The organism is Mycobacterium sp. MAC_080597_8934 (assembly GCF_000523975.1).
Lineage (GTDB): Bacteria > Actinomycetota > Actinomycetes > Mycobacteriales > Mycobacteriaceae > Mycobacterium > Mycobacterium avium.
Genome location: NZ_JAOS01000004.1, coordinates 463,654 through 489,864, shown reverse-complemented (window position 1 = coordinate 489,864; position 26,211 = coordinate 463,654). Strand labels below are relative to the sequence as shown.

Here is a 26,211-nt window from a genome sequence, read left to right as displayed (position 1 = left end):
AATCCAGTCGGAGTTGGCCATACTCACCAGCAACATTCTTGCGTTCCAGAGCGGCACGATGCTGGTCGAACGGAACACGGCGTCGCCCCGTGCAGCAAATTCCGTGACTCGGCGAGAACCGCATCCGGCGGCACCAGACGGCCAGACATTAGGTGAGGGTTAGGCGAGGTTTTGTGATGGTGGACCAACTCCAGCATGCGACCGAGGCGCTGCGCAAAGCGCTGGTCCAGGTCGAACGCCTGAAGCGCACCAACCGCGCGCTCCTGGAGCGGTCGAGCGAGCCGATCGCGATCGTCGGGATGTCGTGCCGCTTCCCGGGCGGAGTGGACAGCCCCGAGGCGCTGTGGCAAATGGTGGCCGAGGGCCGCGACGTGATCTCGGAGTTTCCCACCGACCGCGGCTGGGACCTGGCGGCGCTGTATGACCCCGACCCCGACGCCCGCCACAAGTGCTACGTCAACACCGGCGGCTTCGTCGACAACGTCGCCGACTTCGACCCGGCCTTCTTCGGCATCGCGCCCAGCGAGGCGCTGGCGATGGATCCCCAGCACCGGATGTTGCTGGAGCTGTCCTGGGAAGCGTTGGAGCGGGCCGGAATTGACCCCAGCGGCTTGCGCGGCAGCGCCACCGGCGTGTTCGCCGGCTTGATCGTCCAGGGTTACGGCATGTTGGCCGAGGAGATCGAGGGCTACCGCCTGACCGGCATGACGTCCAGCGTGGCGTCGGGTCGGGTGTCGTATGTGTTGGGGCTGGAGGGCCCTGCGGTGTCGGTGGACACCGCCTGCTCGTCGTCGTTGGTGGCGTTGCACATGGCGGTGCAGTCGCTGCGATCGGGCGAGTGCGATCTGGCGCTGGCCGGTGGCGCGACGGTGAACGCCACCCCGACGGTCTTCGTCGAGTTCAGCCGGCACCGGGGCCTGGCGCCCGACGGCCGCTGCAAGGCGTACGCGGGCGCCGCCGACGGCGTGGGCTGGTCCGAGGGCGGGGCGATGCTGGTGGTCGAGCGGCTTTCGGATGCGCGGCGGTTGGGGCATCCGGTGTTGGCGGTGGTGCGGGGTTCGGCGGTGAACCAGGACGGTGCTTCCAATGGGCTGACGGCGCCGAATGGGCCGTCGCAGCAGCGGGTGGTGCGTGCGGCGTTGGCCAACGCGGGTTTGTCGGCGGCCGAGGTGGATGTGGTGGAGGGGCACGGCACCGGCACGACGTTGGGTGATCCGATCGAGGCGCAGGCGTTGTTGGCGACGTACGGTCAGGATCGTGGCCAGCCGTTGTGGTTGGGGTCGATCAAGTCGAACATGGGTCACACTCAGGCGGCTGCGGGGGTGGCCGGGGTGATCAAGATGGTGCTGGCGATGCGCCACGAGTTGTTGCCGGCCACGCTGCATGTCGATGAGCCCAGCCCGCATGTGGATTGGTCGGCGGGGGCGGTGTCGTTGTTGACCGAGGCCCAACCGTGGCCGGGTGAGCGGCCGCGGCGGGCGGGGGTGTCGTCGTTTGGCATCAGTGGCACCAATGCGCACGTCATCATCGAGGCGGTCCCGGCCGCCGAGCCGGCGCACGCCGATGCGCCCGCGCTGCCGGTGTTGCCCTGGGTGGTGTCGGCCAAGTCCGCGGCGGCGTTGCGGGCGCAGGCGGCGCGGTTGGCCGAATACGTGCGCGCGCATGGGGAATTGGACGTCGCCGACGTGGGCTGGACGTTGGCGGGACGCGCGACGTTCGAGCACCGGGCCGTCGTGGTGGGCGGTGACCGGGACCGCCTGCTGGCCGGGCTGGACGAGCTGGCCGCCGACGACCCGGCCGCATCGATCATCCGGGGTGTCGCCACACCGGCGGGCAAGACGGTGTTCGTCTTCCCCGGCCAGGGATCCCAATGGCTGGGCATGGCAACCGAATTGCTAGACACCGCACCGGTTTTCGCGCAGCACATCCAGGCGTGCGAGGAGGCCTTCGCCGAATTCGTGGACTGGTCGCTGATCGATGCGCTGCGCGGCGCACCCGGCGCAGCGGGGATGGATCGCGTCGACGTCGTGCAGCCGGCGCTCTTCGCGGTGATGGTGTCGCTGGCCGAGCTGTGGAAGTCCGTCGGGGTGAGCCCCGACGCCGTGATCGGCCACTCGCAGGGCGAGATCGCCGCGGCCTATGTCGCCGGCGCGCTGTCGTTGCGTGACGCCGCCCGAGTGGTCACCCTGCGCAGCAAGCTGTTGCGGTCACTGGCCGGTCCCGGCGGCATGCTGTCGATCGCCTGCAGCACCGAGCGGGCGCGAGAGTTGTTGGCGCCGTACGGGAACCGGGTCAGCATCGCCGCCGTCAACGGCCGCTCGGCGGTCGTGGTGTCGGGGGAGGGGGCCGCGCTCGACGAGCTCGCCGCGTTCTGCGCCGACCTTGCGCTGCGGACCCGCCGCATCGACGTGGACTATGCCTCACATTCGGTCGAGGTCGAGGCGATCCGCGAGGACCTCGCGCAGGCGCTGACCGGTATCGAGCCGCGTTCCTCGCGCATCGCCTTCTTCTCCACGGTGACCGGAAACCGCTTGGACACAGCGGGATTGGACGCCGACTACTGGTACCGCAACATCCGGCAAACCGTGCAGTTCGACCAGGCGGTGCGTAGCGCGGCCGAGCACGGATACCGGACCTTCATCGAATCCAGTCCGCATCCGGCGTTGGTCGCGGGGATCGAGGACACCGTCAACGACAGCCTGCCGGGTGACACCGAGGCCATCGTCATTCCCACCCTGGGCCGCGACGACGGCGGGCTCGAGCGCTTTCTGACGTCGGCGGCCACCGCCTTCGTCGCGGGAGTGAACGTGGCGTGGCGCGGTGTGCTGGACGGAGCCGGCTTCGTGGAGCTGCCCACGTATGCCTTTGACCGCCGCCGGTTTTGGCTGTCCGGCGAGGGCGCCGCGGCCGACGCCAGCGGCCTGGGCCTGGGCGCCAGCGAGCACCCGCTGCTCAGCGCGGTCGTCGAGTTGCCCGCCTCGGGCGGGGCGGTGCTGACCGGCCGGTTGTCCCCGAGCCTGCAGGGCTGGCTGACCGATCACGCCGTGTCCGGCACGGTCGTCTTCCCCGGAGCCGGTTTCGTGGAGCTGGCGATCCGCGCCGGCGACGAAGTCGGTTGTTCGACGGTCGAGGAGCTGACGCTGCAGGCTCCGTTGATGTTGCCGGCCAAGGACTCCGGGATCGGATCGGTCGCCGTGCAGGTGGTGGTCGGCGAGGCCGACGAATCCGGTCGGCGCGACGTGTCCATCTTCTCGCGGCCCGACAGCGACTCGCCGTGGGTGTGCCACGCGCAGGGAACGCTGAGCACCGGATCGATCGAGCCGGGCGCCGATCTGTCGGCGTGGCCGCCGGCCGGGGCGACCAAGGTCGACATTGCGGACGGCTACCAACGGCTGGCCGCGCGCGGCTACGGCTACGGCCCGGCCTTCCAGGGCCTGACCGCGGCGTGGGTGCGCGGCGACGAAATGTTCGCCGAGGTGCGGCTGCCCGACGCCGCGGGCGGCGTCACCGGGTTCGGTGTGCACCCGGCGCTGCTCGACGCGGCCATGCACGCCTTGATCGTCGGCCACCAAATCGCCGGTGACACAGACGAAGTGGTGCTGCCGTTCGCGTGGCAGGGCGTGTCGTTGCACGCCGCCGGGGCGTCGGCGGTACGCGCCCGCCTGGCCCCCGCGCAGGCGCCGGGCACAGCGGCCTCCCGGGCGGTTTCCCTCGAGCTGGCCGACGGGCTGGGATTGCCGGTGCTGTCGGTGCGCGCGATGGTGGCGCGTTCGGTGAGCGAGCGCCAACTGCGCGCCGCGGTGTCGGCCGCGGGCCCCGACCGGCTGTTCGAGGTGGCCTGGGCACCGGTGACCGTGCCGGCGGCCCACGGCGAACCACCCGTCCACCAGGTCTTTGAATCCCTTGCGGCCGAAGACGATCCGGTCGGCGAATCGTATCGGCGCACCCACGAGGCGCTGGCCGCCGTGCAGTCGTGGCTCACCGAGCACGATTCCGGGGTACTGGTCGTGGTGACCCGGGGGGCGATGGCGCTGGCCGGCCAGGACGTCACCGACCTTTCCGGCGCGGCGGTGTGGGGGCTGGTGCGCTCGGCGCAGACCGAGCACCCCGGACGGATCGTGCTAATCGATTCCGATGCCGCACTTGACGATTCCGCGCTGACCGCGGCCCTGGCGACCGGCGAACCCCAGGTGTTGCTCCGCGACGGCACGGTCTACACGGCACGCGTGCACGGCAGCCGCGCGGTCGACGGCATCATGACACCGCCGGAAGACCGGCCCTGGCGGCTCGGCATCAGCAGCGCGGGCACCTTCGAAAACCTGCAGCTCGAACCGGTTCCCAACCCGGATGCCGCGCTGCAGCCGGGCCAGGTTCGGGTGGCCCTGCGCGCCATCGCCACCAACTTCCGCGACGTGATGATCACGCTGGGCATGTTCACCCACGACGCCCTGCTCGGCGGCGAAGGCGCCGGCGTGGTCGTCGAGGTCGGGCCGGGCGTCACCGAATTCTCGGTCGGCGACTCGGTGTACGGCTTCTTCCCCGACGGCAGCGGCACGCTGGTGCCCGGCGACGTGCGTCTGCTGCAGCACAAGCCCGCCCACTGGTCCTACCCCGAAGCCGCCGGCATCTCGGCGGTTTTCACCACCGCCTACATGGCGTTCATCCACCTGGCCGACGTCAAACCGGGGCAGCGGGTGCTGGTCCACGCCGCGGCCGGAGGTGTCGGCATGGCCGCGGTGCAGCTGGCCCGGCATCTGGGCCTGGAAGTGTTCGCCACCGCCAGCCGCGGCAAGTGGGACACCTTGCGCGCCATGGGATTCGACGACGACCACATCGGCGACTCGCGCACGCTGGAATTCGAGGACAAGTTCCGCTCGGCCACCGGCGGGGCCGGGATGGACGTCGTGCTGGACTCGCTGGCCGGGGAGTTCGTCGACGCCTCACTACGGCTGGTCGCGCCCGGCGGCGTGTTCCTGGAGATGGGCAAGACCGACATCCGCGACCCGGGTGTGGTGGCCAGGGAATACCCCGGTGTGCGCTACCGCGCCTTCGACCTGTTCGAGCCGGGCCGTCCCCGGATGCACCAGTGGATGGTGGAACTCGCCGGGCTGTTCGACGCCGGCGTGTTGAACCCGTTGCCGGTCACCACATTTGACATCCGGCGTGGCCGCGCCGCGCTGCGCTACCTGAGCCAGGCCCGCCACATCGGCAAGGTCGTCATGACGGTGCCCGGGGCGCTTTCCGCCGGCACCGTGCTGATCACCGGTGGCACCGGCATGGCGGGCTCGACGTTGGCGCGCCACTTGGTGACCGGCCACGGCGTTCGCGACCTGGCGCTGCTGAGCCGCACCGGCCCGGACGCGCCCGGCGCGGCCGAGCTCGTCGCCGAACTGGAAGCGGCCGGGGCCCGGGTGCAGGTGATCGCCTGCGACGCGGCCGACCGGGCCGCGCTGGCCGGCGTCATCGCCGGGATTTCCGCGCAGCGGCCGCTTTCCGGCGTGATCCACGCCGCCGGCGTGCTCGACGACGCGATGATCACCTCGCTGACACCGGAGCGGATCGACGCGGTGCTGCGGGCCAAGGTGGACGCGGCCTGGAACCTGCACGAGCTGACCCGCGACATGAATCTGTCGGCGTTCGTGATGTTTTCCTCGATGGCGGGGCTGGTCGGCTCGTCCGGACAGGGCAACTACGCCGCGGCGAACTCCTTCCTGGATGCATTGGCGGCGCATCGGCGGGCGCACGGGCTTCCGGCGATCTCGCTGGCGTGGGGCCTGTGGGACCAGGCCAGCGCCATGACCGGGGGCCTGGACGCCGCCGACCTGGCCCGGCTGGGCCGCGACGGCATCCTGGCGTTGTCCTCGGACGAGGCCATGGAATTGTTCGACACGGCGTTGATCGTCGACGAGCCATTCCTGGCGCCGGCCCGTATCGATCTGGGCGCGCTGCGCGCACACGCGGTCGCGGTGCCCCCGATGTTCGCCGATCTGGTCAACGCGCCGACCCGGCGCCGGGTCGACGACTCGCTGGCCGCCGCGAAATCGAAATCCGCGCTGGCGCATCGCCTCGACGGGCTGCCCGAAGCCCAGCAGCACGCCGTGCTGCTGGAGCTGGTGCGCTCCCACATCGCCACCGTGCTGGGCAGCCCGACCGCCGAGGCGATCGACCCGGACAAGGCGTTCCAGGAACTGGGCTTCGACTCGCTGACCGCGGTCGAAATGCGCAACCGGCTCAAAACCGCGACCGGACTGGCGCTTTCGCCGACCTTGATCTTCGACTACCCCACACCCAACGCCCTGGCCGGCTACATCCGCACCGAGCTTGCCGGCGCCCCGCAGGAGATCACGCACGCGCCCGTCGTCCGCGCCACCGACGACGATCCGATCGCGATCGTCGGGATGTCGTGCCGCTTCCCGGGCGGAGTGGACAGCCCCGAGGCGCTGTGGCAAATGCTGGCCGAGGGCCGCGACGTGCTCTCGGAATTCCCGACCGATCGCGGCTGGGACCTGGCCGGCGTGTACAACCCCGACCCGGACGTCCCCGGCACCTGCTACACCCGCACCGGCGGTTTCGTCGACAACGTCGCCGACTTCGACCCGGCGTTCTTCGGCATCGCGCCCAGCGAAGCGCTGGCGATGGATCCCCAGCAGCGCATGTTCCTCGAACTGTCCTGGGAAGCGTTGGAGCGGGCCGGAATTGACCCCGTCAAGCTGCGCGGCAGCGCCACCGGCATGTTCGCCGGGGTGTACACGCAGGGCTACGGCATGGGCGCCGCACCCATCGCGGAGGGCTTCCGGCTGACCGGCCAGTCGTCCAGCGTGGCGTCGGGTCGGGTGTCGTATGTGTTGGGGCTGGAGGGCCCTGCGGTGTCGGTGGACACCGCCTGCTCGTCGTCGTTGGTGGCGTTGCACATGGCGGTGCAGTCGCTGCGATCGGGCGAGTGCGATCTGGCGCTGGCCGGCGGTGTCACGGTGAACGCCACGCCCGACATCTTCGTGGAGTTCAGCCGGATGCGCGGGTTGTCCGTGGACGGCCGCTGCAAGGCGTACGCGGGCGCGGCCGACGGCACCGGCTTCTCCGAGGGCGGCGGCATGTTGGTGGTCGAGCGGCTTTCGGATGCGCGGCGGTTGGGGCATCCGGTGTTGGCGGTGGTGCGGGGTTCGGCGGTGAACCAGGACGGTGCTTCCAATGGGCTGACGGCGCCGAATGGGCCGTCGCAGCAGCGGGTGGTGCGTGCGGCGTTGGCCAACGCGGGTTTGTCGGCGGCCGAGGTGGATGTGGTGGAGGGGCACGGCACCGGCACGACGTTGGGTGATCCGATCGAGGCGCAGGCGTTGTTGGCGACGTACGGTCAGGATCGTGGCCAGCCGTTGTGGTTGGGGTCGATCAAGTCGAACATGGGTCACACTCAGGCGGCTGCGGGGGTGGCCGGGGTGATCAAGATGGTGCTGGCGATGCGCCACGAGTTGTTGCCGGCCACGCTGCATGTCGATGAGCCCAGCCCGCATGTGGATTGGTCGGCGGGGGCGGTGTCGTTGTTGACCGAGGCCCAACCGTGGCCGGGTGAGCGGCCGCGGCGGGCGGGGGTGTCGTCGTTTGGCATCAGTGGCACCAATGCGCACGTCATCATCGAGGCGGTCCCGGCCGCCGAGCCGGCGCACGCCGATGCGCCCGCGCTGCCGGTGTTGCCCTGGGTGGTGTCGGCCAAGTCCGCGGCGGCGTTGCGGGCGCAGGCGGCGCGGTTGGCCGAATACGTGCGCGCGCATGGGGAATTGGACGTCGCCGACGTGGGCTGGACGTTGGCGGGACGCGCGACGTTCGAGCACCGGGCCGTCGTGGTGGGCGGTGACCGGGACCGCCTGCTGGCCGGGCTGGACGAGCTGGCCGCCGACGACCCGGCCGCATCGATCATCCGGGGTGTCGCCACACCGGCGGGCAAGACGGTGTTCGTCTTCCCCGGCCAGGGATCCCAAACGCTGGGTATGGGAAGGCAATTGCATGCCGGATATCCGGTTTTCGCCGAGGCGTTCGACGCGGTCGTCGCCGAACTCGACCGCCATCTGCTTCGCCCGCTGCGCGACGTCATCTGGGGTGACGACGAAAACGTTTTGAACAGCACCGAATTCGCGCAGCCGGCGCTGTTCGCGGTGGAAGTCGCATTGTTCCGGCTGCTCGAATCGTGGGGAGTGCGACCCGATTTCGTGATGGGCCACTCGATCGGGGAGCTGGCGGCCGCGCACGTCGCCGGTGTGCTGTCGTTGCAGAACGCCGCGGTGTTGGTGGCGGCGAGGGGCCGGTTCATGCAGGCGCTGCCCGAGGGCGGGGCGATGATCGCCGTGCAGGCCACCGAGGCGCAGGTGCGCCCGCTGCTGGGCCCGGGCGTCGGCATCGCCGCGGTCAACGGCCCGGCCGCGGTGGTGATTTCCGGTGACCACGATGCGGCCGTCGCGATCGCCGAGCGGCTGCGCGCCGAGGGTCACCGCGTGCACCGGCTGTCGGTGTCGCACGCCTTCCACTCCCCGCTGATGGAACCGATGATCGACGAATTCGGAACTGTCGCAGCCGGTCTCGCTATCGACAAACCCGTCATCCCGATCATCTCCAATCTGACCGGGCAACCGGCGGCCGACGACTTCGGGTCGCCGGAGTACTGGAAGCGCCATGTCCGCGACGCGGTGCGCTTCGCCGACAGCGTGCGGTTCGCGCAGTCGGCCGGTGCGACCCGTTTCCTGGAGGTCGGGCCGAGCAGTGGCCTGACCGCAGCGATCGAAGAGACGCTGGCCGACGCGCCCGTCGTCACCGTGTCCGCCCTGCGCAAGGACCGCCCAGAGCCGGTCGCTCTGGTCAACGCCGTCGCCCAGGGCTGGGTCTGCGGCATGGACGTGGACTGGCGCGGCGCACTCGGTACGGGGCACCTGGTCGACTTGCCCACGTATGCCTTTGACCGGCGGCGCTTTTGGCTTTCCGGCGACGGTGCGGCCTCCGATGCGGCGGGGCTGGGCCTGGCCGCCGGCGACCACGCCCTGCTGGGCGCGGTGGTGGAACTGCCCGCCTCGGGTGGCGTGCTGCTCACCGGCCGGCTGTCACCGGCCAGCCAGGGCTGGCTGGCCGACCACGCCGTCGGTGGCGTGGTGCTGTTCCCCGGCGCGGGGTTCGTCGAACTGGCGATCCGCGCCGGCGACGAGGTGGGCTGCGGCATCATCGACGAGCTGAATCTGGCTGCGCCGCTGGTGTTGCCGGCCGGCGGCTCGGTCGCGATCCAGGTCGTGGTCGACGGCCCGGATGATTCAGGTGCGCGTGCGGTGTCGGTGTTCTCCCGCGCCGACGCGGGCGCGGGCTGGTTGTTGCACGCCGAGGGTGTGCTGCGCGCCGGGTCGGCGCAGCCGGCCACGGACCTGTCGGCGTGGCCGCCGGTGGGCGCGGTGCCGGTCGATCTCGGCGACGGATATGAGCAACTCGCCGAGCGCGGCTACCGGTACGGGCCCGCGTTCCGCGGCCTGACGTCGATGTGGCGCCGCGGCGACGAGATCTTCGCCGAAGTGAACCTGCCCACCGATGCCGGCGTCAGCACAACCGGTTTCGGCGTGCACCCGGTGATGCTGGACGCGGCGTTGCACGCGGTGATGTTGGCGTCCGACGGCGACGAACTCCCGGCGGGCTCGATGTTGGTGCCGTTCTCCTGGCAGCGGGTGTCGTTGCATGCCGCGGGCGCGGCGGCGGTGCGGGCACGGATCGTGCCGGTCAGTCCGTCCGCGGTGTCGATCGAATTGGCCGACGGGTTGGGGCTGCCGGTGCTCTCGGTGGCGTCGATGGTGGCGCGGCCGGTGACCGACCAGCAGCTGTTGGCCGCGGTGTCGAACTCGGGCCCGGACCGCCTCTTCGAACTGATCTGGTCGGTCCAGCCGTCGACGGCCGTGCAGCCGGTGTCGCTGTTGAGTTGGGGCGCAACGGAATTGAACGCCACCGACGCCGACTCCGACAGCGGGCGTTTCGCGGTGCTGTTCGAATCGGCGCCGGTGGCCGGGGACGTCGTGACCGAGGTGTATGCCGCGACCCGGGCGGTGCTGCCGGTGCTGCAGTCGTGGCTCGCCCGCGACGGGGCCGGCACCTTGGTGGTGTCGACCCGCGGCGCGATGACGCTGCCGGGAGAAGACGTCACCGATCTGGCCGGTGCGGCGGTGTGGGGCCTGGTGCGCTCCGCGCAGACCGAGCACCCCGGCCGGATCGTGCTGGTCGATACCGATGCGCCGCTGGACGCCGATGCGGTCGCGGCGGTGCTGGCGGTCGGCGAGCCGCAGACGTTGCTGCGCAACGGAACCGTGTACACCGCGCGGGTGCTCGGCAGCCGGGCGGTGGGTGCCCTGCTGGTGCCGCCGGAGGATGGACCGTGGCGGCTGGGCATGAGCAGCTACGGCACCATCGAGAACCTGCGGTTGGAGCCGATCCCCGACGCCGACGCGCCGTTGGGGCCCGGCCAGGTTCGGGTGGCGACCTCGGCCCTTGCCGCCAACTTCCGCGACGTGATGATCGCGTTGGGCCTGTATCCCGATCCGGACGCGGTGATGGGCATCGAAGCGTCCGGCGTGGTCATCGAAACGGCCTCGCAGGACGGGCGTGTCGCGGTCGGCGACCGCGTGATGGGCCTCTTCCCGGACGGAACCGGGACCGTCGCCATCACCGATCAGCGGCTGCTGGTCAAGGTGCCGGCCGGATGGTCGCACACCGCGGCCGCGACGGCGTCCGTGGTGTTCGCCACGGCCTATTACGCGCTGGTGGACCTCGCCGACGCCAGGCCCGGCCAGCGGGTGCTGGTGCATGCCGCCGCCGGCGGCGTCGGGATGGCCGCGGTGCAGCTGGCCCGGCATCTGGGCCTGGAAGTGTTCGCCACCGCCAGCCGCGGCAAGTGGGACACGTTGCGCGACATGGGCTTCGACGACGATCACCTCGGCGACTCGCGCGGCCTGGACTTCGAGGACAAGTTCTGGGCGGTGACCGGCGGGGCCGGGATGGACATCGTGCTCGACTCGCTGTCCGGTGATTCCGTCGACGCGTCGCTGCGCCTGGTCGCCCCCGGCGGGATCTTCCTGGAGATGGGCAAGACCGACATCCGCGACCCCGAGGTCGTCGCCGCCGAGCACCCCGGTGTGCGCTACCTCGCCTTCGATCTCTTCGAGGCCGGGCCGGACCGCATTGCCCGGCTGCTCGACGAATTGGCCGCGATGTTCGGCGAGGACGTGCTGCGGCCGTTACCGGTCACCAGGTTCGACGTGCGACGTGCGCCGGCCGCATTGCGCTACCTGAGTCAGGCCCGCCACGTCGGCAAGGTGGTGATGACCATGCCCGACGCGTGGACGGCGGGCACGGTGCTGATCACCGGCGCCACCGGGATGGCCGGTTCGGCGGTCGCGCGACATGTGGTGACCCGCCACGGCGCGCGGAACCTGGTGTTGGTCAGCCGGCGCGGACTGGACGCGCCGGGCGCCGCGGAGCTGGTGGCCGAGCTGACCGCGGCCGGCGCGCACGCCGAGGTGGTGGCCTGTGATGCCGCCGACCGGGAGGCGCTGGCCAAGGTGATCGCCGACATCCCGATGCAGCACCCGCTGACCGGGGTGATTCACGCCGCCGGGGTGCTCGACGACGCGGTGGTGACGTCGCTGACCCCGCAACGGATCGACACCGTGCTGCGGGCCAAGGTGGACGCGGCGTGGAACCTGCACGAGCTGACCCGCGACCTGGATGTCGGTGCGTTCGTGATGTTCTCGTCGATCGCCGGGCTGGCCGGCGCGTCGGGTCAGGGCAACTATGCGGCCGGCAATTCGTTCCTGGACGGCCTGGCCGCTCATCGGCGGGCCCACGGGTTGCCGGCCATCTCGCTGGGCTGGGGGCTGTGGGATCAGGCCAGCGCCATGACCGGCGGGCTGGGTGCGGCCGACCTGGCCCGGTTCGGCCGCGACGGTATCGTCGCGATGTCGTCGCAGGAGGCGCTGGAGTTGATGGACACCGCGCTCATCGTCGACGAGCCGTTCCTGCTGCCGGCCCACATCGACCTTGCGGCGCTGCGGGTCAAGTTCGACGGTGGCACGCTGCCGCCGATGTTCGTCGACCTGATCAACGCGCCCACCCGCCGCCAGGTCGACGACTCGCTGGCCGCGGCCAAGTCGAAATCGGCTCTGCTGCAACGCCTCGAGGGGCTGCCCGAGGATGAGCAACAAGCGGTCCTGCTGGACCTGGTCCGCTCCAATATCGCCACCGTGCTGGGCAGCTCCAGCCCGGAGGCGATCCACCCGGACCGGGCCTTCCAGGAACTCGGGTTCGACTCGCTGACCGCCGTGGAGATGCGCAACCGGCTCAAAGCCGCGACCGGACTTGCCCTTTCGCCGACGCTGATCTTCGACTACCCGAACTCGGCCGCGCTGGCCGGTTACATGTATCGGGAACTGGTCGGCACGTCCGAACAGCCGGCGGCGGCCGCGGCGCCGGGCGAAGCCGAGATCCAGCGCGTGGTGGGATCGATTCCGGTCAAGCGTCTTCGCCAGGCCGGGGTCCTGGAGCTGTTGCTGGCGTTGGCGAACGAGTCCACCGGGGCCGCGCAATCCGCAACCCCGGCGGTGACCACCGAAAAGGACATCGCCGACATGGATCTCGACGACCTGGTCAACGCCGCGCTGCTGGATGACGACGACGAGTAGGCGGTCGATGAGAATCGCGGTCACCGGGGCCAGCGGCGTGCTCGGTCGCGGCCTCGCCGCCCGGCTACTCAGCAAGGGCCACGACGTCGTCGGCATCGCCCGGCATCGGCCCGACAGCTGGTCGAGCGCAGCGGATTTCATCGAGGCCGACATCCGGGATGCCGCCGCGGTCAACCGCGCGGTCACCGGTGCGGACGTCGTCGCGCATTTCGCGTGGACCCACGACACTCGGGAGGGGACCGGCTCGCAGGTCAACATCGCCGGCACCGCCAACGTGCTGGCGGCGATGGCCGAAACCTCGGCGCGCCGCATTGTTTTCCCATCGTCGCCGCACGTCTACGGCGGTGGCGACACCCCGCGCAGCGAGGCCGAGGCGCCGGCCCCGTCGGCCGCCGACGCGGTGCAGCAAGCCCGCGTCGAGGAGATGCTCGTCGCCTCCGGACTCGAATCCGTCACCATCCGCTGCGCGCTCGTCGTCGGCCGCAACGTCGACAACTGGGTGCGCCGGGTTCTGGCGCTGCCCGCCTTCCCCGGCGGGACCGTCGATCGCCCCATCCAGTTGGTGCACCTCGACGACACGCTGCGACTACTGGAGTCGGCGGTGCTGAGCACCGAAATACCCAGCAGCACAGTCAATCTCGCCGCACCGGGGACGACGACGTTTCGCCGGATCGCGGCCACCCTGCGCCGCCCGGTGCTGCGGCTGGGCCGCCCGGCGCCGGCCGAGCTGGAGCCGGTGCTCAGCGCGCCGCTGATGGATACCGCGCTGCTGCACGAGCGGTGGGGCTTTCGGCCGGCATGGCAGTGCGGTGAATGTGTCGAGGATATGGCGCTGGCGGTGCGCGGGCGCGTCACGGTGGGGCGCCGCGTCGTGTCGCTGCCCTGGCGGCTGGCCAACGTCGCGGACCTGCCCGCCGTCGATGCCCCCGCGCAGGACGGTGTGGTGCCCGTACCGGCCGGCCCCGAAGGGGTCAACGGCGAGTTCGACACGCCGATCGATCCGCGTTTCCCCACCTTCCTGGCCACCAACTTGTCCGAGGCGCTGCCCGGTCCGTTCTCGCCGTCCTCGGCGTCGGCGACGGTGCGCGGAGTACGCGCCGGCGGCGTCACCATCGCCGAGCGGCTGCGGCCGGGTGGTCTGGTGCAGCGCGAAATCGCCCTGCGCACCGTCGGCGTGTTCGCGCACCGCCTCTACGGTGCGATCACCTCGGCGCACTTCATGGCCGAGACCGTGCCGTTCGCCAAGCCGTCGATGATCGTCAGTAACAGCGGGTTCTTCGGCCCCAGCATGGCCTCGCTGCCCGTCTTCGGTGAGCAGCGGCCGGCCGAAACCGGCTGGGCCCGAAGGCTGTTGCGCAATACCCGCAACATCGGGGTGTTCGGCGTCAATCTGGTGGGCCTGAGCTCCGGTGCGGCGCGCGACACCGACGACTTCATCGCCGACGTGGATCGGCTGGAGCGGCTGGCCGGCGACGCCGCCGAACTCGACGAGCGCCGGTTGCTGAGCCTGATCGCGTTGGCGCGCGACCAGGTCGTGCACGGCTGGGTGCTGGCCTCCGCGTCGTTCATGCTGTGTGCGGCGTTCAACGTGTTGCTGCGCGCGGTGTGCGGACGGGACACCTCGGCGCCGGCCGGCCCGGAACTGGTCAGTGCGCGATCGGTGGAGGCCATGCAGCGCCTGGTCGTTGCCGCACAGCGTGATCCGAACGTGGCCCGGGTGTTGACCGAACCGGGGGAGCGGTTGGACAAGCTGGCCGTCGACGCGCCGGAATTCCATGCCGCGGTGCTGGCCGAGTTGGCGCTGATCGGGCACCGCGGTCCGGCGGAGTTGGAGATGCTGTCGACGAGCTACGCCGACGACCCCGAGCTGCTGGTCCGCATGGTGGCCAAGGCGATGGCGGCGACCGCGGCGCCGCCGCCGCAGTATCCTCGTATTCCGTTGCAGGCCAAGCCGATTGCAGCGCTGGCTGCGCGTCAACTCCGCGACCGCGAAGCCCGCCGCGACAAGGTGGTGCGCGCCAACTGGGTGTTGCGCGCCCTGTTGCGGGAATACGGTCGCCGGTTGACCCACGCGGGCGTCTTCGGCAGCGCCCACGATGTGTTCTACCTGCTGGTCGACGAACTCGACGCCCTGCCGGCCGACGTCGCGGCGGTGGTGGCGCGGCGTCGGGCCGAGCACCGCCGGCTCGCCGGCATCGCACCGCCCACGGTGTTCAGCGGAAGCTGGCAGCCGACGGCAACTTCCGTGCCGGCGCTGGCCGGTGGCGGAACCCTGCGCGGCGTCGGGGTGTGCGGCGGACGGGTCCGCGGTCGGGTGCGCATCGTGCGGCCCGAGACCATCGACGACCTACAGCCCGGCGAGATCCTGGTGGCCGAGGCCACCGACGTCGGCTACACCGCCGCATTCTGTTATGCCGCGGCCGTGGTGACCGAACTCGGCGGGCCGATGTCGCACGCCGCCGTGGTGGCCCGCGAGTTCGGCTTCCCCTGCGTGGTGGATGTGCAGGGAGCCACCAAGTCGTTGCCGCCGGGTGCGCTCGTCGAGGTCGACGGGGCGACCGGCGAGATCAGGGTGCTGGAACTTGCTTCGGAGCCGGCCACCGGCGGCGCGTAGGCGCTTACGGCGGCCCACTATCATGGCGCCGAATGTTGTTGCGCCGCTTGGCGAGCCAGCCTGTCGTTGTGGATCTTGACGAGTTCGCGGAACCCCAGCCGGTGATACTTCGGTATCGGCTGGATGCCCCAGACGTCCTGCGCGGTGGCTTTGCCCTCGGCGCCCTCGGGCGGTCCGAACGGCGGGTAGGGGTATTTGCACTCCAAAGTGTCGTTGGAATAACGGATCTTGAGTAGCTCACTGCAGATCTGGGTGAGGCTCAGGGTCGGGTAGCCGTAGTAGACCGCCATGAACGGCAAGGTGAAGGCGCCCTCGATCACCAGGGCCACCAGGCACACCAACACGACCCGCTTGATCCATTTGTGCATTCGCGCGTAGTACGGCGTGGTGCCGGGTTCGAGGCCGGCGGCCGAGTCCTTGTCGTCGGTGGTAGACGGTACGGACGGACTAGTCATGGCACGGCTCCTTTAGTCGGAGAAGATTTCGCGGTTGACGGTGTGCAGGTAGGGGATTGCCAGGAACGGGGTGATGTAGAAGATGTCGTAGAGCCACCAGCCGATGACCGGGAACACCACACCGGCGTAGCGCACGTCGGCGAACATGGTCATGTTGAACACGTAGGCCGACCAGATCACCACGCCCATCCAGCAGGTGACGACCATCCACTGGTGGCCCCACCGCTTCATCTGCAGGAACCCGATCGCGGCGGCCACCCGCATGGAGAAGACCGTGAGAATCAGCCCTGCGACATAAGCTTTTTCGCCCGGCCCGGCCGCGCCGCCGATCCACAGTTCGTTGTAGTGCCAGAAGTAGCCGGCGTCGAACATGTTGCCCCAGCCCACCATCAGCACCCGGTTGATCAGGGTGTGGTTGGCGACCAGGTCGAGCGCCCAGCCCAGGGAGTTGAGCATTCCGTCGATCAGCACCAGGTAGCCGATCAGGGTCACGATCATCGGCCGCACCGACAATCCGGCGCGCAGCGCCCGGCGCTGCAACCACACCCCGCGCATGAAGATCGGGAACCCGATCAGGCCCGGCGCCCACATGCCCATCAGGGCGGCGCCGACGATCATCCACTTATCGGCGTGGCGCTGGGCCTGGCGGGATTCGTCGTGGTGGTCCTCGAGGGTGGTCGCGCTGTTTGCTTGCGCGGCGGCGAGATTCACAGATCCCACCAGCCGCGGGCGAACGACATGTAGAGCTGGACGCCGAACATCGCCAGCAGATAGCCGTAGATGAAGATCTGGAAGACGATGAGCGCCCTCTTGCGCTTCTGTTCCTGTCGGTCCATGCCGGTTACTCCCTTCCCTAGGGCGAACTGTTCGAGGTGGCCAGGCTGGCTGCCGCGACTTCACGCAGCCCATCGGTGACCGCGCCGTCGCTGCTCAGCGGCGCGAGTATGCACGCGTCGGCGGCGTCCAATTCGGTTGCGCCGGCGGCGATCAGCTGGGCGGCGGTGACCAGCACCCTCGTCGACGGCGGTTCGAAGTGGAAGGCTTCGTCGGCGGTGCGGATCGCGACCGCGCACCTGACCAGCCGCTGGGCGGTGGCCAACGGGATTCCGGATTCGGCGACGATCACGTCGGCCTCGCGGTCGGGCGGCAGATAATGCATCGCCAGCGTGACGAACCGTTGGCGGAACGAGGGTTTGAGCTCCTTGAGTGAGCTGCGGTAGGCCGGGTTGTACGAACATACCAGCATGAACCCTTCGGGGGCCTTCACCACCTCGCCGGCGCGGTCCAGGTACAACGATCGTCGGTGATCGGTGAGCGAATGCAGGATCGCCAAGGAGTCGTGGCGGGCCTCGACGACCTCGTCGAGGTAGCAGATCGCCCCGGCTTTGACGGCCCTGGTGAGCGGACCGTCGGTCCAGACCACGTCGCCGCCGGTCACCATGAAGCGCCCGACGAGGTCGGAGCTGGTGAGGTCGTCGTGGCAACTGATGGTGGCCACGGGGCGCTGCAGCAGCGAGCCCATGTGTTCGACGAACCGGGTTTTGCCGCACCCGGTCGGGCCGGTCAGCATTACCGGCAGGCGCCGCGCAAAGGCCTGCTCGAACAGCTGAACTTCGTTGCCGTTGGCGAAATATGTGTCCGTGGTCATCTCTTCCTCAATCGGCCGGCATTCACGCGGCGACCAGTTCGCGATGGACATGGGCCAATACGCGGGGCAATTCCTCGATACGCCGGATCCGTTGCGACCGGCGCGGCCCGAATACCTCCGGAAGGGGGTCCACCCGGGTCGGCCCGACGCCCACGTAATACATCGACACGCCGGCGTCGTTGGCCTCCGCGACGGCGTGCGCGGCATCGGCCCAGGCGTAACGGCCCTCGTAGCCTTCATCGGAGATCAGCCCGTCCCCGATGACGATCAGCAGGCGCCGCTCGGAGGGTTGGGCGAGCAGCCGGCTGGTCAAATGGCGAAGTGGCGCACCGAGTCTGGTGTAGCCGCGGGTGGACAGGCCGAGTGTGCTCGGCGGCACGAACCGGCGGTCTTCGAAGTCCTTCAGGCACCGGACTTCGACCCGGTGTCGGGTGTTGCCGGTGAACACGAAAACGCCATGGCGTTCCCGCGCCAGCGTCATGGCACGCGAAAGCGCGTCGGCACAGGCCAATTCGAGCTGAAACACGCGTCCCCCGTGCACCCCCAGTGACGAGCTGCCATCGAGCAGTAGTGCGGTGGTGACGTCGCGGCTGCTGGGCAACAGGTCGCGAAACACCCTCGGCTCCTTGGCCTCGCCCGTCGTCAGGTCGATGTAGTGGCTGACGTACTGGTCGACGTCGAGGTCCGAGCCGTCTTCGAGGCGGCTGGTCATTGCACGGTGGGTGTGTTCTTCGAACCACTTGCGGACATCGACGGCCACCGGCACCGGACGGCGGAGGCGCCGGCCGTCGGCGTGCTCGACGACAGCGACGTGGTCGTGCATGAATCGCTGTGTCCACATGTTCCACTCGGGATAGGGGATGCCCGGCCGGTGCTGGGGTGTGACGTCGAGATCGTTGTCCTGCGGCCGGCTCGGCGGCGGCAGATTCGGGTTGCGCACACCCCCGTCGCCGCCGACGGGCACCGAGTACGGCCGCGGACGACGCTTCTGTGTGGTGGTCCACGGCATCCTCCCGAAGCTGCGTCGTAGTCTGTCGGTCAATCCCTGCGGCGCCGTGTAGGCCAGCGGCAGAGCGCCCAGCAGCGGAGGCACCGTTAATTCCAGGCCGGTCGCCGCCAATCCGATTGCCCTGTCGAGCATCTGGGCGCCGTCCATGTCCGCGGCCTGGGGGTGGACGTCGGGGAGCAGCCGTTGGACCTCGGGAAGCAGGCCGGGCCACCGCGACGCGATCCAGCCGAGCGCCACGGCGCCTTCGACGAGCGTGAGCGCGCGCAGTTCCCGCGCGGACAGCTCGTTCAGCCGGAATTCGGTGACGCGTTCCTTGGATGGCGAGCATTGCAGGGCCACACCGCAGGTCAGGGTTCTGCGTGTCCAGTCGGAGGGTGCGGGGTAGGGGACGTGGACGAACGTGAGTGCCGCATCCAGTCCGAAGCCCCGCCGCTCGCCGGTGACGAGCCGCACGCCTTCGCGGCGCTGCTCGCTCAGCGCGACCGCCGTCACGGCGCAACTGCGTTCCAGCGCCATCGCGCGGCCGTCGGAGTACTCGGAACGCTCGGTCATTCAGAACGTACCGATGTTGGAGAACAGCCAGTACCAGAACCAGATGATCAGCCCGGTGCCGCCCCACGCGGCGACGTAGCGGAGGATCTCCCATAGATAGCTCATGATGTGACTTCCTCGGTGGCGTAGTGGTTTTCAGCGTGCGCGCGGTTCAGTCGGCGAAGAGTTCGCGGTTGACGGTGTGCAGATAGGGGATGGCCAAAAACGGGGTGATGTAGAAGATGTCGTAGAGCCACCAGCCGACGACCGGCAACACGACGCCGGCAAAACGCACGTCGGCGAACATCGTCATGTTGAACACGTAGGTGATCCAAATGACCACGCCCATCCAGCAGGTGATGACCATCCACTGGTGGCCCCACCGCTTCATCTGCAGGAAGCCGATGGCAGCGGCGATCCGCATGGTGAAGACGGTCAGGATGAGCCCGACCTCCAAGGCCTTCTCGCCGGGACCGGCCGCGCCGCCGACCCACAGCTCGTTGTAGTGCCAGAAGTAGCCGGCGTCGAACATGTTGCCCCACCCGTTGAGCAGCACCCGGGCCAGCAGGGTGTGGTTGGCCACCAGGTCGAGCGCCCACCCGACGGTGTTGATGGCGGCGTCGATGATCACGAGATAGCCCAGCAGGGTGACCAGCATCGGCCGGACGGACAGGCCTTCGCGTTGGGCCCGGCGCAGCAACCGGACTCCCCAGAGAAACAGCGGCAATCCGAAGACGCCGAGCGCCGCGGTGCCGATCAGCAGGCTGCCGGAAATCAGCCACTTGTCCGCCCGCCGCTGCGCGAGTTGTGACCGGTGCAGGTGCTCGTCGATGCTCAGGCCGGCCTGGGCGGCGTCACTCGATTCGAGCCTGGGCAGCATCGCGAACCCTCCCCGCCATCGACACTGATTGGATCGGCGCCTGCACTATAACAGACTGACTATAGTCAGCGAAAGACACCGCGTCCGAACACCTCGGTGCAGCACAATGCAAAGGAGTACTGAATCGAGGCTGTTCCGCGCAGTCGACGGCCCGCACCCGTAAGGCGTTGCGGCGTCAGGGTTTCAGACTGCGCAGAGTTCTCGCGACGTAGTCCTCCAGCAGGGCGTGTCCGGTGGGCCAGTGGTTGGTGGTGATCAACAAGGCGTACAGGCCCAACAGGAAGAACACCGCGCTGTTCATGGGATTGACGTGGGGGTCCGTCTCGCCGCGTTGCTGGGCACCTTCGATCTCCTTGGCCACCAAGACGATCAACGGGTGGTCGCGGCCATCCTCGGTCTGCGGGCGGGTCTGGGAGAAGTGCAGCGCGAGAAAGTCATTGAAGAGCATGTGGCCCAATCGGCGCTCCAGCCCGACCACCAAGCGGACCGCCTCGTTCAACGCCGACGCCAGATCGTGCTCGGACTTGAGGAATTGCGCGAACTGCTTGGCTATCCGCTCCTCTTCCCGGCGCTCCAACTCCAGCAGTACATGCTCCTTGGTCGGGAAGTGAAAGAAGAAGGTGCCGTGGGCAACTCCCGCGGCGGCGACGATCGCGCCCACGTCGGCCTCGGCCATCCCGGCGCGGGCGAACTCGGCGATCGCGGCGCCCATCAAACGCTCGCGCGTCTGCAGGCGCTTGGCTTCACGCGCCGACAGCCGGTCCGCCACAGCCATCGCTCTTCCTTACGGTTGACCCGACTCATGCCAAAGACGGCATGCTCAACGACCCATTATGCCGCGTCATCACCAAAAACGCTTGCATACCTCGACTATTCTTCTCGGCATCGAGCAAACCCGGATAGCAACTGAGCATAGTCATTGACTATAGTCAGCGCGCTACCTACATTGAACGGCGCAGACATCACCCGCTACCGAGGGAGTCCGGCATGGCGTTGGAGCAATTCCGGCTGGACGGACAGGTCGCGATCGTCACGGGCGCCGGGAAGGGAGTGGGGGCGGGCATCGCCCGGGTGCTGGCCGAGGCGGGCGCCACTGTCGTCGGGACCGCGCGCACCGAGGCCGATATCGTCGGCACGATCGAGGGCATCGAGGCGGCGGGCGGCAAGGGCCTGGCGCTGGTGGCCGATGCGATGAGCCGCCCGGACGGAGAGCGCGTGGTCAACACCGCCATGGAGCGTCTCGGCCGCATCGACATCCTGGTCAACAACGTAGGCGGCTCCAGCTATGCACGGTTTCTGGACATCACCGACGAGGACTTCCGGCACACCTTCGACTGGTGCGTGACCTCGGCGTTCATCATGAGCCAGCTCGTGGCCGCGCACATGCTCGCCGCCGGGCACGGCTCGATCGTCAACATCTCGTCGGGCTCGGCCCGGTTCGGGATCCGGGCATTGACCGCCTACTGCGTCGCGAAGGGCGGCCTCGAGGCGCTCACCCGCGCCATGGCGCAGGAACTCGCGCCCAAGATCCGGGTCAACGCCATTGCGCTGGGCTCTTTCGCCACCGACGGTCTGCGGGGCAGCCTGGACCTGATGCCCGGATCGCTGGAGAAGATGCTGGCGGCCACGCCCCTGCACCGGCTGGGCGACGTCGAGGACCTCGGCCGGCTCACGGTGTACCTGTGCACCCGGGACTGCTATGCCACCAATGCGATCTTTCACGTCGACGGTGGCCTCGACTCGAACAATTCGCCGCTGCCGATACCGGATTACTGAACCCCCGCAAAGGACGAGGCAGTCGTGCGCAGAGTCATTCAATTCTCCACCGGCAACGTTGGCCGGCATTCGTTGCGGGCGATCATCGGCCGGCCCGATCTGGAACTGGTCGGCGTGCACGCCGCCGGTCCGGAGAAAATCGGCCGGGACGCGGCGCAGCTGTGCGGGCTGGACGAACCGACCGGCATCATCGCCACCGACGACATCGACGCCCTGGTGGCATTGAACGCCGACTGCGTGGTCTACACGTCGCAGGGGGAGACCCGGCCGATGGACGCCATCGAGCAGATGTCCAGGTTCCTGGCCGCGGGCACCAACGTGGTCGGCACGTCGATGGTCTGGCTGGTGGCGCCCCGTCACGCCGACGAGTGGTTGCGCGAACCCCTGCAGCGTGCCTGCGAGGCGGGCAACACCTCGCTCTACGTCAACGGCATCGATCCCGGCTTCTCCGGCGATACGCTGGTGCACGCCGCCGTCAGCCTGGCCACCCGGGTCTCGTCGATCACCGTGCAGGAGATCTTCGACTACGGAAACTACGACGACGCCGAGTTCACCGGTGCCGCAATGGGTTTCGGAACCGCCCCGGACGACGACTCGCCGATGATGTTTCTGCCCGGGGTGATCGTGGCGATGTGGGGCGGTCAGGTCCGCAGCCTCGCGGACCATCTGGGCGTCGAGCTCGACGACGTGCGCCAGCGCATCGAGCGCTGGTTCACCCCGGAGCGCATCGACTGCACCATGATGACGGTGCAGCCCGGACGGATGGCCGCGGTCCGGTTCGCCACCGAGGGCGTCCGCGACGGCGAGCCCGTCATCACCCTCGAGCACGTCACCCGGCTCACCCGGGCCGCGGCGCCCGACTGGGAATATCCGCCCGACGGTCACACCGGGGTGCACCGCGTGGTCGTGGCGGGCGAGCCGCGGGTCGAGATCAACACCCATGTCTCCCATCCGCTGTTCGATTCCACTGACGCCGGGTGCATTTCGACGGCCGCCCGGGTGGTCAACGCGATCGACTGGGTGTGCCGGGCGCCCCAGGGGCTCATCGGTGTCGAGGACATTCCGCTCGCGGCGACCATGCGCGGCGCGCTGTGGCAGGACCGCTAGTCCACCGTTGGGCGAGATCGCTTCACGAATCGCGTCGAACCCATAGGCTGTGCCCTCAGGTGAACGATTCGTTCGGCGGCCGGACAGCCGACTTCGGAAGGAGGGCTCATGACCAAGGTGCGGACGTCCGCGCTCGGCCTGACGGCCACCGCGGTGCTGGTCGGCGCGACGGTGGTGGGCTGCGGCGGGGACAAGAACCCGGCGGCGTCATCGAGCGCGGCGACCTCCACCACCAGCGCCGCATCGCCCTCCGCGGGGGCGCCGGCGGACTACAGCAACCTGTTGATCAAGCCCGGCGACGTGGGCCCCAACGCCACCGCCGACGGCCCGCCCAGCCAGAATCCCAGCGGCATCACCGGCGTGGGACAGGTTTTCAAGAACGCCGACGGCAAGCGCACCATCATGGACACGATCGCGGTGTTCCCCGACCCGGCCACCGCCGCTCAGACAGCGGCGAACATGCGCGACGTCGTCGGCAAAAAGGTCAACGGGCCACAGCAGCCCATCGACATCGGCTCCAACGGGTTCATGGTGATCGGCCAGGGCAGCGATCCGGCCAACCCGATGGAGATCTCCGAGGCGGTCTTCGTCGAGGGAAGGGCGATGGTCGACCTCGAATCCGATTGTGTGATAGGCAACCCCACGCCCGCTGACGTTCTGCTCGACCTCGCCCGCAAACAAGACGCCGCGGTCAAAGCGGGCTTGCCGGCCGGCTGATCGGACCTCACAGGGGCCAGCTGTTCGGCTGGGACGCATAACGCAGGGCGGCGGCCGGCGGCAACGGCCGGCGCTCATCGACCGATATCGCGTCGACGACCAGTGCGACATAGCGTCGCCAGCCCTCGCTGCCCGCATCCATGGTGGACAACACGCTGTAGAGCATCGCCACCAACCGGGGCAGATCGTCGGCGACCAGGTCGGCGCGGATCCTGCCGGCCCGCTGTCCCTCGCGGACGAGCTCACCGAGCGCCTCGTTGAGCGAAACCGAGATGTCGGAGGTGAGGGACCCGGCCCGATGCGCGGCGGCCAGCAGGTTCTGCTCGCGGGCGCCCAGCGAGATCGCGGCCTCCACCAGGCGGGTCAGCCCGTGCAGCGGGTCCTTCGCGTGGCGGGCGCTGTCGATCACCGGCGTGAGATCCTCGGCAATGCTCTGGTCCAGGGCGGCCCGCACCAGGTCCGCCTTGGCCGGAAATCTGCGGTAAAGCGTTCGCTCGCCGACGCCGGCGCGGCGCGCGACCGCCTCCACCGGCGCGTCGGGGCCCAACTCCGCGTACACCTCGCGGGCCGCGCGCAGGATGCGCTCGACGTTGCGTGCCGCGTCCGAACGCAACGGTCGGTCCTCAACCGCGGTCATGAGACCCAGCGTAACCGACAGTTGACTGCCAACTGGCGGGGCTTTACAGTCTTTAACTGTCAGGCTTCTGCCACTTAACTGGAAACATGGGTCATGTCAATATCTTTCGAGACCTCCGAATCCCGCGCCGACGCGGAGCTTCCGGTGTTGCCGATGCCGCGGGCCGCGCACTGCCCGCTCGCCCCGCCACCCGAGTTCGTGGACTGGCGGCAACGACCCGGGCTGCGCCGCGCGCTGTTCCAGGGCAACCCGGTCTGGGTGGTGAGCCGCTACCACGACATTCGCGCCGCGCTGGTCGATCCGCGCTTGTCCGCCAAGACCATTCCGGATTCGATCATGCCCACCGATGCCGACAACAAGGTCCCGGTGATGTTCGCCCGGACCGACGATCCCGAGCATCATCGGTTGCGCCGCATGTTGACCGGCAACTTCACCTTCCGGCGGTGCGAATCGATGCGACCGCAGATCCAGGACACCGTCGACCACTACCTCGACCGGATGCTCGACGGCGGTGCGCCGGCCGACCTGGTGCGGGAATTCGCCCTGCCGGTGCCGTCTTTGGTGATCGCGCTGCTGCTCGGCGTGCCGCCGGAAGACCTGGAACTTTTCCAGTTCAACACCAGCAAGGGGCTCGACCAGAAATCCTCCGACGAGGAAAAGGGCAAGGCCTTCGGGGCCATGTACGCCTACATCGAGGAGTTGGTGCAGCGCAAGGCACGCGAACCGGGCGACGACTTGATCAGCCGGCTGATCACCGAATACGTGGCGACGGGCCAACTCGATTACGCCACCACCGCCATGAACAGCGTGATCATGATGCAGGCCGGCCACGAAACCACCGCCAACATGATCTCGTTGGGAACCGTTGCGCTGCTGGGGCATCCGGAGATCTACGCCAGGCTCGGACAAACGGACGACGCCGCCGTCGTCGCCAACATCGTCGAAGAGCTGATGCGCTACCTGTCCATCGTGCACAGCCAGGTGGACCGGGTCGCGACCGAAGACCTGACGATCGCCGGTCAGCTGATCCGGGCGGGGGAGTTCGTGGTGATGAACCTGCCCGCCGGGAACTGGGACACCGAATTCGTGGATAATCCCGAATCCTTCGACGCCGACCGAAACCCCCGCGGGCACTTGGGCTTCGGCTACGGCGTGCACCAATGCATCGGCGCGAACCTGGCCCGGGTCGAGATGCAGGTCGCGTTCGCCACGCTGGCGCGCCGCCTGCCCGGGCTCAGACTGGCGGTGCCCCCGGAGCAGCTGAAGTTCAAGGACGCCAACATCTATGGCATGAAAGAACTCCCGGTCACCTGGTGACCACCACCGCGCCGCACATCACCACCGCCGAGCGTCGAGTTGTTGGCGCCGAAAGCCACGATTTCACGCAACAAGTCGACGTTGGGCAGCGAACGCCTCAGCAGCTGAACGCGGCGCCCACGCCGTCCGGCGGCGGCGTCGAGCGCAGGCAGCCGAACGGTTCGACCCCGGTCGGGCTGAGCTTGGCCGCCGACTGGTGCGCGTAGTTCACGCAATACAGGCCGGCCTGGTCGGCGCGGCACCGGTACTCCCCGAACGCCAGCGAGTCCCCGTTGGCCAGCTCCGTCCCGTTGCCGTTGACGAACGGACCCGGATCGGCCCGGGCGGACCCGACCTTCAGGCTCGTCCCGTCGAAATCGACCCAGCCGCCTTGCCATTGGCCGTAGGCCGTCGCGGGCGGCGGGGCGGGATGGGTCAGGCTCACCAGGCAGACCACCGCGCCGCCGGTGTGCTTGGCATCCGTCATGCACGAGACTTTGCCGGCCAGGGCCGACACCGCGATGTCGTCGCCCAGCGGCGTGGCCACGCCGTCGCGGGTCGCCGTGTGGTAGCGGCTCGGATCGGCCGGGTGGCCTGCCTCGATCCAGGTGATGACGTCCGACATCGCCGCACCGGCGGCCGGCGCGGCCGAGGCCCCGGCGGTTTGCTGCTCGACGGACCGGCGGCGGACCCCGACGGCGTCGCCGCACCGCTCGGGGTGGGCTCCGAACGGCCGCCCGTCGTGTGTGCGCACCCGGCGACCAGTACTGACGCGGCGATCATCGCAGCTATCCGCATGCAGTCAGGCTAACCGGCGCGCCGGGCAAACAAGGCGCTGCGCGCGCGTCGGCG

Annotated in this window: 15 protein-coding genes; 6 read left to right on the top strand and 9 right to left on the bottom strand. The window is 69.2% G+C overall.

All coding sequences use genetic code 11. The annotated features are described in order from the left end of the window. Positions 1–176 precede the first annotated feature (176 nt). Both NF20_RS05035 and NF20_RS05030 read left to right on the top strand, forming a co-directional pair. Positions 177–12,689, top strand: coding sequence for a type I polyketide synthase (locus NF20_RS05035; protein WP_033717219.1), 12,513 nt, complete (start codon positions 177–179; stop codon positions 12,687–12,689). Between the two features lie 7 nt (positions 12,690–12,696). Continuing rightward, positions 12,697–15,303, top strand: a complete 2,607-nt coding sequence (locus NF20_RS05030) for a sugar epimerase family protein (protein ID WP_033710868.1) — start codon at positions 12,697–12,699, stop codon at positions 15,301–15,303. Between the two features lie 20 nt (positions 15,304–15,323). Here NF20_RS05030 and NF20_RS05025 read toward each other — a convergent pair whose 3' ends face one another. From NF20_RS05025 to NF20_RS04995, 7 genes are all read right to left on the bottom strand, one after another. Next, positions 15,324–15,758 carry a hypothetical protein gene (locus NF20_RS05025; protein WP_033710867.1) on the bottom strand — a complete coding sequence of 145 codons (435 nt, stop codon included), beginning with the start codon at positions 15,756–15,758 and terminating at the stop codon, positions 15,324–15,326. Between the two features lie 12 nt (positions 15,759–15,770). Beyond that, the gene (locus NF20_RS05020; RefSeq protein WP_033710866.1) at positions 15,771–16,469 is read right to left on the bottom strand and encodes a hypothetical protein; all 699 of its coding nucleotides are present in this window, start codon (positions 16,467–16,469) and stop codon (positions 15,771–15,773) included. Then, positions 16,466–16,594, bottom strand: coding sequence for a hypothetical protein (locus NF20_RS28000; RefSeq protein WP_011724800.1), 129 nt, complete (start codon positions 16,592–16,594; stop codon positions 16,466–16,468). Before NF20_RS28000 ends, NF20_RS05020 begins: the two co-directional genes overlap by 4 nt. A 17-nt stretch (positions 16,595–16,611) precedes the next feature. Continuing rightward, positions 16,612–17,406 (bottom strand): CbbQ/NirQ/NorQ/GpvN family protein, encoded by a 795-nt coding sequence (locus NF20_RS05010; protein ID WP_033710874.1) that lies wholly within the window; start codon positions 17,404–17,406, stop codon positions 16,612–16,614. Between the two features lie 22 nt (positions 17,407–17,428). Further along, the gene (locus NF20_RS05005; RefSeq protein ID WP_033710865.1) at positions 17,429–18,967 is read right to left on the bottom strand and encodes a nitric oxide reductase activation protein NorD; all 1,539 of its coding nucleotides are present in this window, start codon (positions 18,965–18,967) and stop codon (positions 17,429–17,431) included. Between the two features lie 151 nt (positions 18,968–19,118). Then, on the bottom strand, positions 19,119–19,826 hold the full coding sequence (locus NF20_RS05000; protein ID WP_009976710.1) for a hypothetical protein: 708 nt from the start codon (positions 19,824–19,826) through the stop codon (positions 19,119–19,121). Between the two features lie 175 nt (positions 19,827–20,001). Next, entirely contained in the window at positions 20,002–20,601 is a 600-nt protein-coding gene (locus NF20_RS04995; RefSeq protein ID WP_033710864.1) for a TetR family transcriptional regulator, read from the bottom strand. A gap of 212 nt (positions 20,602–20,813) precedes the next feature. On the opposite strand from NF20_RS04995, the gene NF20_RS04990 reads away from it, so the two are divergent. From NF20_RS04990 to NF20_RS04980, 3 genes are all read left to right on the top strand, one after another. Then, positions 20,814–21,602 (top strand): SDR family NAD(P)-dependent oxidoreductase, encoded by a 789-nt coding sequence (locus tag NF20_RS04990; RefSeq protein ID WP_009976713.1) that lies wholly within the window; start codon positions 20,814–20,816, stop codon positions 21,600–21,602. A 24-nt stretch (positions 21,603–21,626) separates the two neighbouring features. Next, positions 21,627–22,709, top strand: a complete 1,083-nt coding sequence (locus NF20_RS04985; protein ID WP_033710863.1) for a dihydrodipicolinate reductase — start codon at positions 21,627–21,629, stop codon at positions 22,707–22,709. 108 nt (positions 22,710–22,817) lie between these two features. After that, complete coding sequence (locus NF20_RS04980; RefSeq protein ID WP_033710862.1) at positions 22,818–23,426, top strand: hypothetical protein; 609 nt, start codon at positions 22,818–22,820, stop codon at positions 23,424–23,426. Between the two features lie 7 nt (positions 23,427–23,433). Here the strand turns inward: NF20_RS04980 and NF20_RS04975 are convergent, their stop codons facing one another. Further along, positions 23,434–24,063: a TetR/AcrR family transcriptional regulator gene (locus tag NF20_RS04975; RefSeq protein ID WP_009976717.1), complete on the bottom strand. Its 630-nt coding sequence runs from the start codon at positions 24,061–24,063 to the stop codon at positions 23,434–23,436. A 93-nt stretch (positions 24,064–24,156) separates the two neighbouring features. On the opposite strand from NF20_RS04975, the gene NF20_RS04970 reads away from it, so the two are divergent. Then, complete coding sequence (locus tag NF20_RS04970; RefSeq protein ID WP_081759503.1) at positions 24,157–25,380, top strand: cytochrome P450; 1,224 nt, start codon at positions 24,157–24,159, stop codon at positions 25,378–25,380. A gap of 97 nt (positions 25,381–25,477) precedes the next feature. Here the strand turns inward: NF20_RS04970 and NF20_RS04965 are convergent, their stop codons facing one another. Then, on the bottom strand, positions 25,478–26,113 hold the full coding sequence (locus tag NF20_RS04965; RefSeq protein WP_322887914.1) for a hypothetical protein: 636 nt from the start codon (positions 26,111–26,113) through the stop codon (positions 25,478–25,480). Between the last annotated feature and the right edge of the window lie 98 nt (positions 26,114–26,211).

Excerpts from the sequence above, each read along its gene's own strand:
- NF20_RS05035 (WP_033717219.1), top strand. The coding sequence starts at position 177 with ATGGTGGACCAACTCCAGCATGCGACCGAGGCGCTGCGCAAAGCGCTG.
- NF20_RS05030 (WP_033710868.1), top strand. The coding sequence starts at position 12,697 with ATGAGAATCGCGGTCACCGGGGCCAGCGGCGTGCTCGGTCGCGGCCTC.
- NF20_RS05025 (WP_033710867.1), bottom strand. The coding sequence starts at position 15,758 with ATGACTAGTCCGTCCGTACCGTCTACCACCGACGACAAGGACTCGGCC.
- NF20_RS28000 (WP_011724800.1), bottom strand. The coding sequence starts at position 16,594 with ATGGACCGACAGGAACAGAAGCGCAAGAGGGCGCTCATCGTCTTCCAG.
- NF20_RS05010 (WP_033710874.1), bottom strand. The coding sequence starts at position 17,406 with ATGACCACGGACACATATTTCGCCAACGGCAACGAAGTTCAGCTGTTC.
- NF20_RS05005 (WP_033710865.1), bottom strand. The coding sequence starts at position 18,967 with ATGACCGAGCGTTCCGAGTACTCCGACGGCCGCGCGATGGCGCTGGAA.
- NF20_RS05000 (WP_009976710.1), bottom strand. The coding sequence starts at position 19,826 with ATGCTGCCCAGGCTCGAATCGAGTGACGCCGCCCAGGCCGGCCTGAGC.
- NF20_RS04995 (WP_033710864.1), bottom strand. The coding sequence starts at position 20,601 with ATGGCTGTGGCGGACCGGCTGTCGGCGCGTGAAGCCAAGCGCCTGCAG.
- NF20_RS04990 (WP_009976713.1), top strand. The coding sequence starts at position 20,814 with ATGGCGTTGGAGCAATTCCGGCTGGACGGACAGGTCGCGATCGTCACG.
- NF20_RS04980 (WP_033710862.1), top strand. The coding sequence starts at position 22,818 with ATGACCAAGGTGCGGACGTCCGCGCTCGGCCTGACGGCCACCGCGGTG.
- NF20_RS04975 (WP_009976717.1), bottom strand. The coding sequence starts at position 24,063 with ATGACCGCGGTTGAGGACCGACCGTTGCGTTCGGACGCGGCACGCAAC.
- NF20_RS04970 (WP_081759503.1), top strand. The coding sequence starts at position 24,157 with ATGTCAATATCTTTCGAGACCTCCGAATCCCGCGCCGACGCGGAGCTT.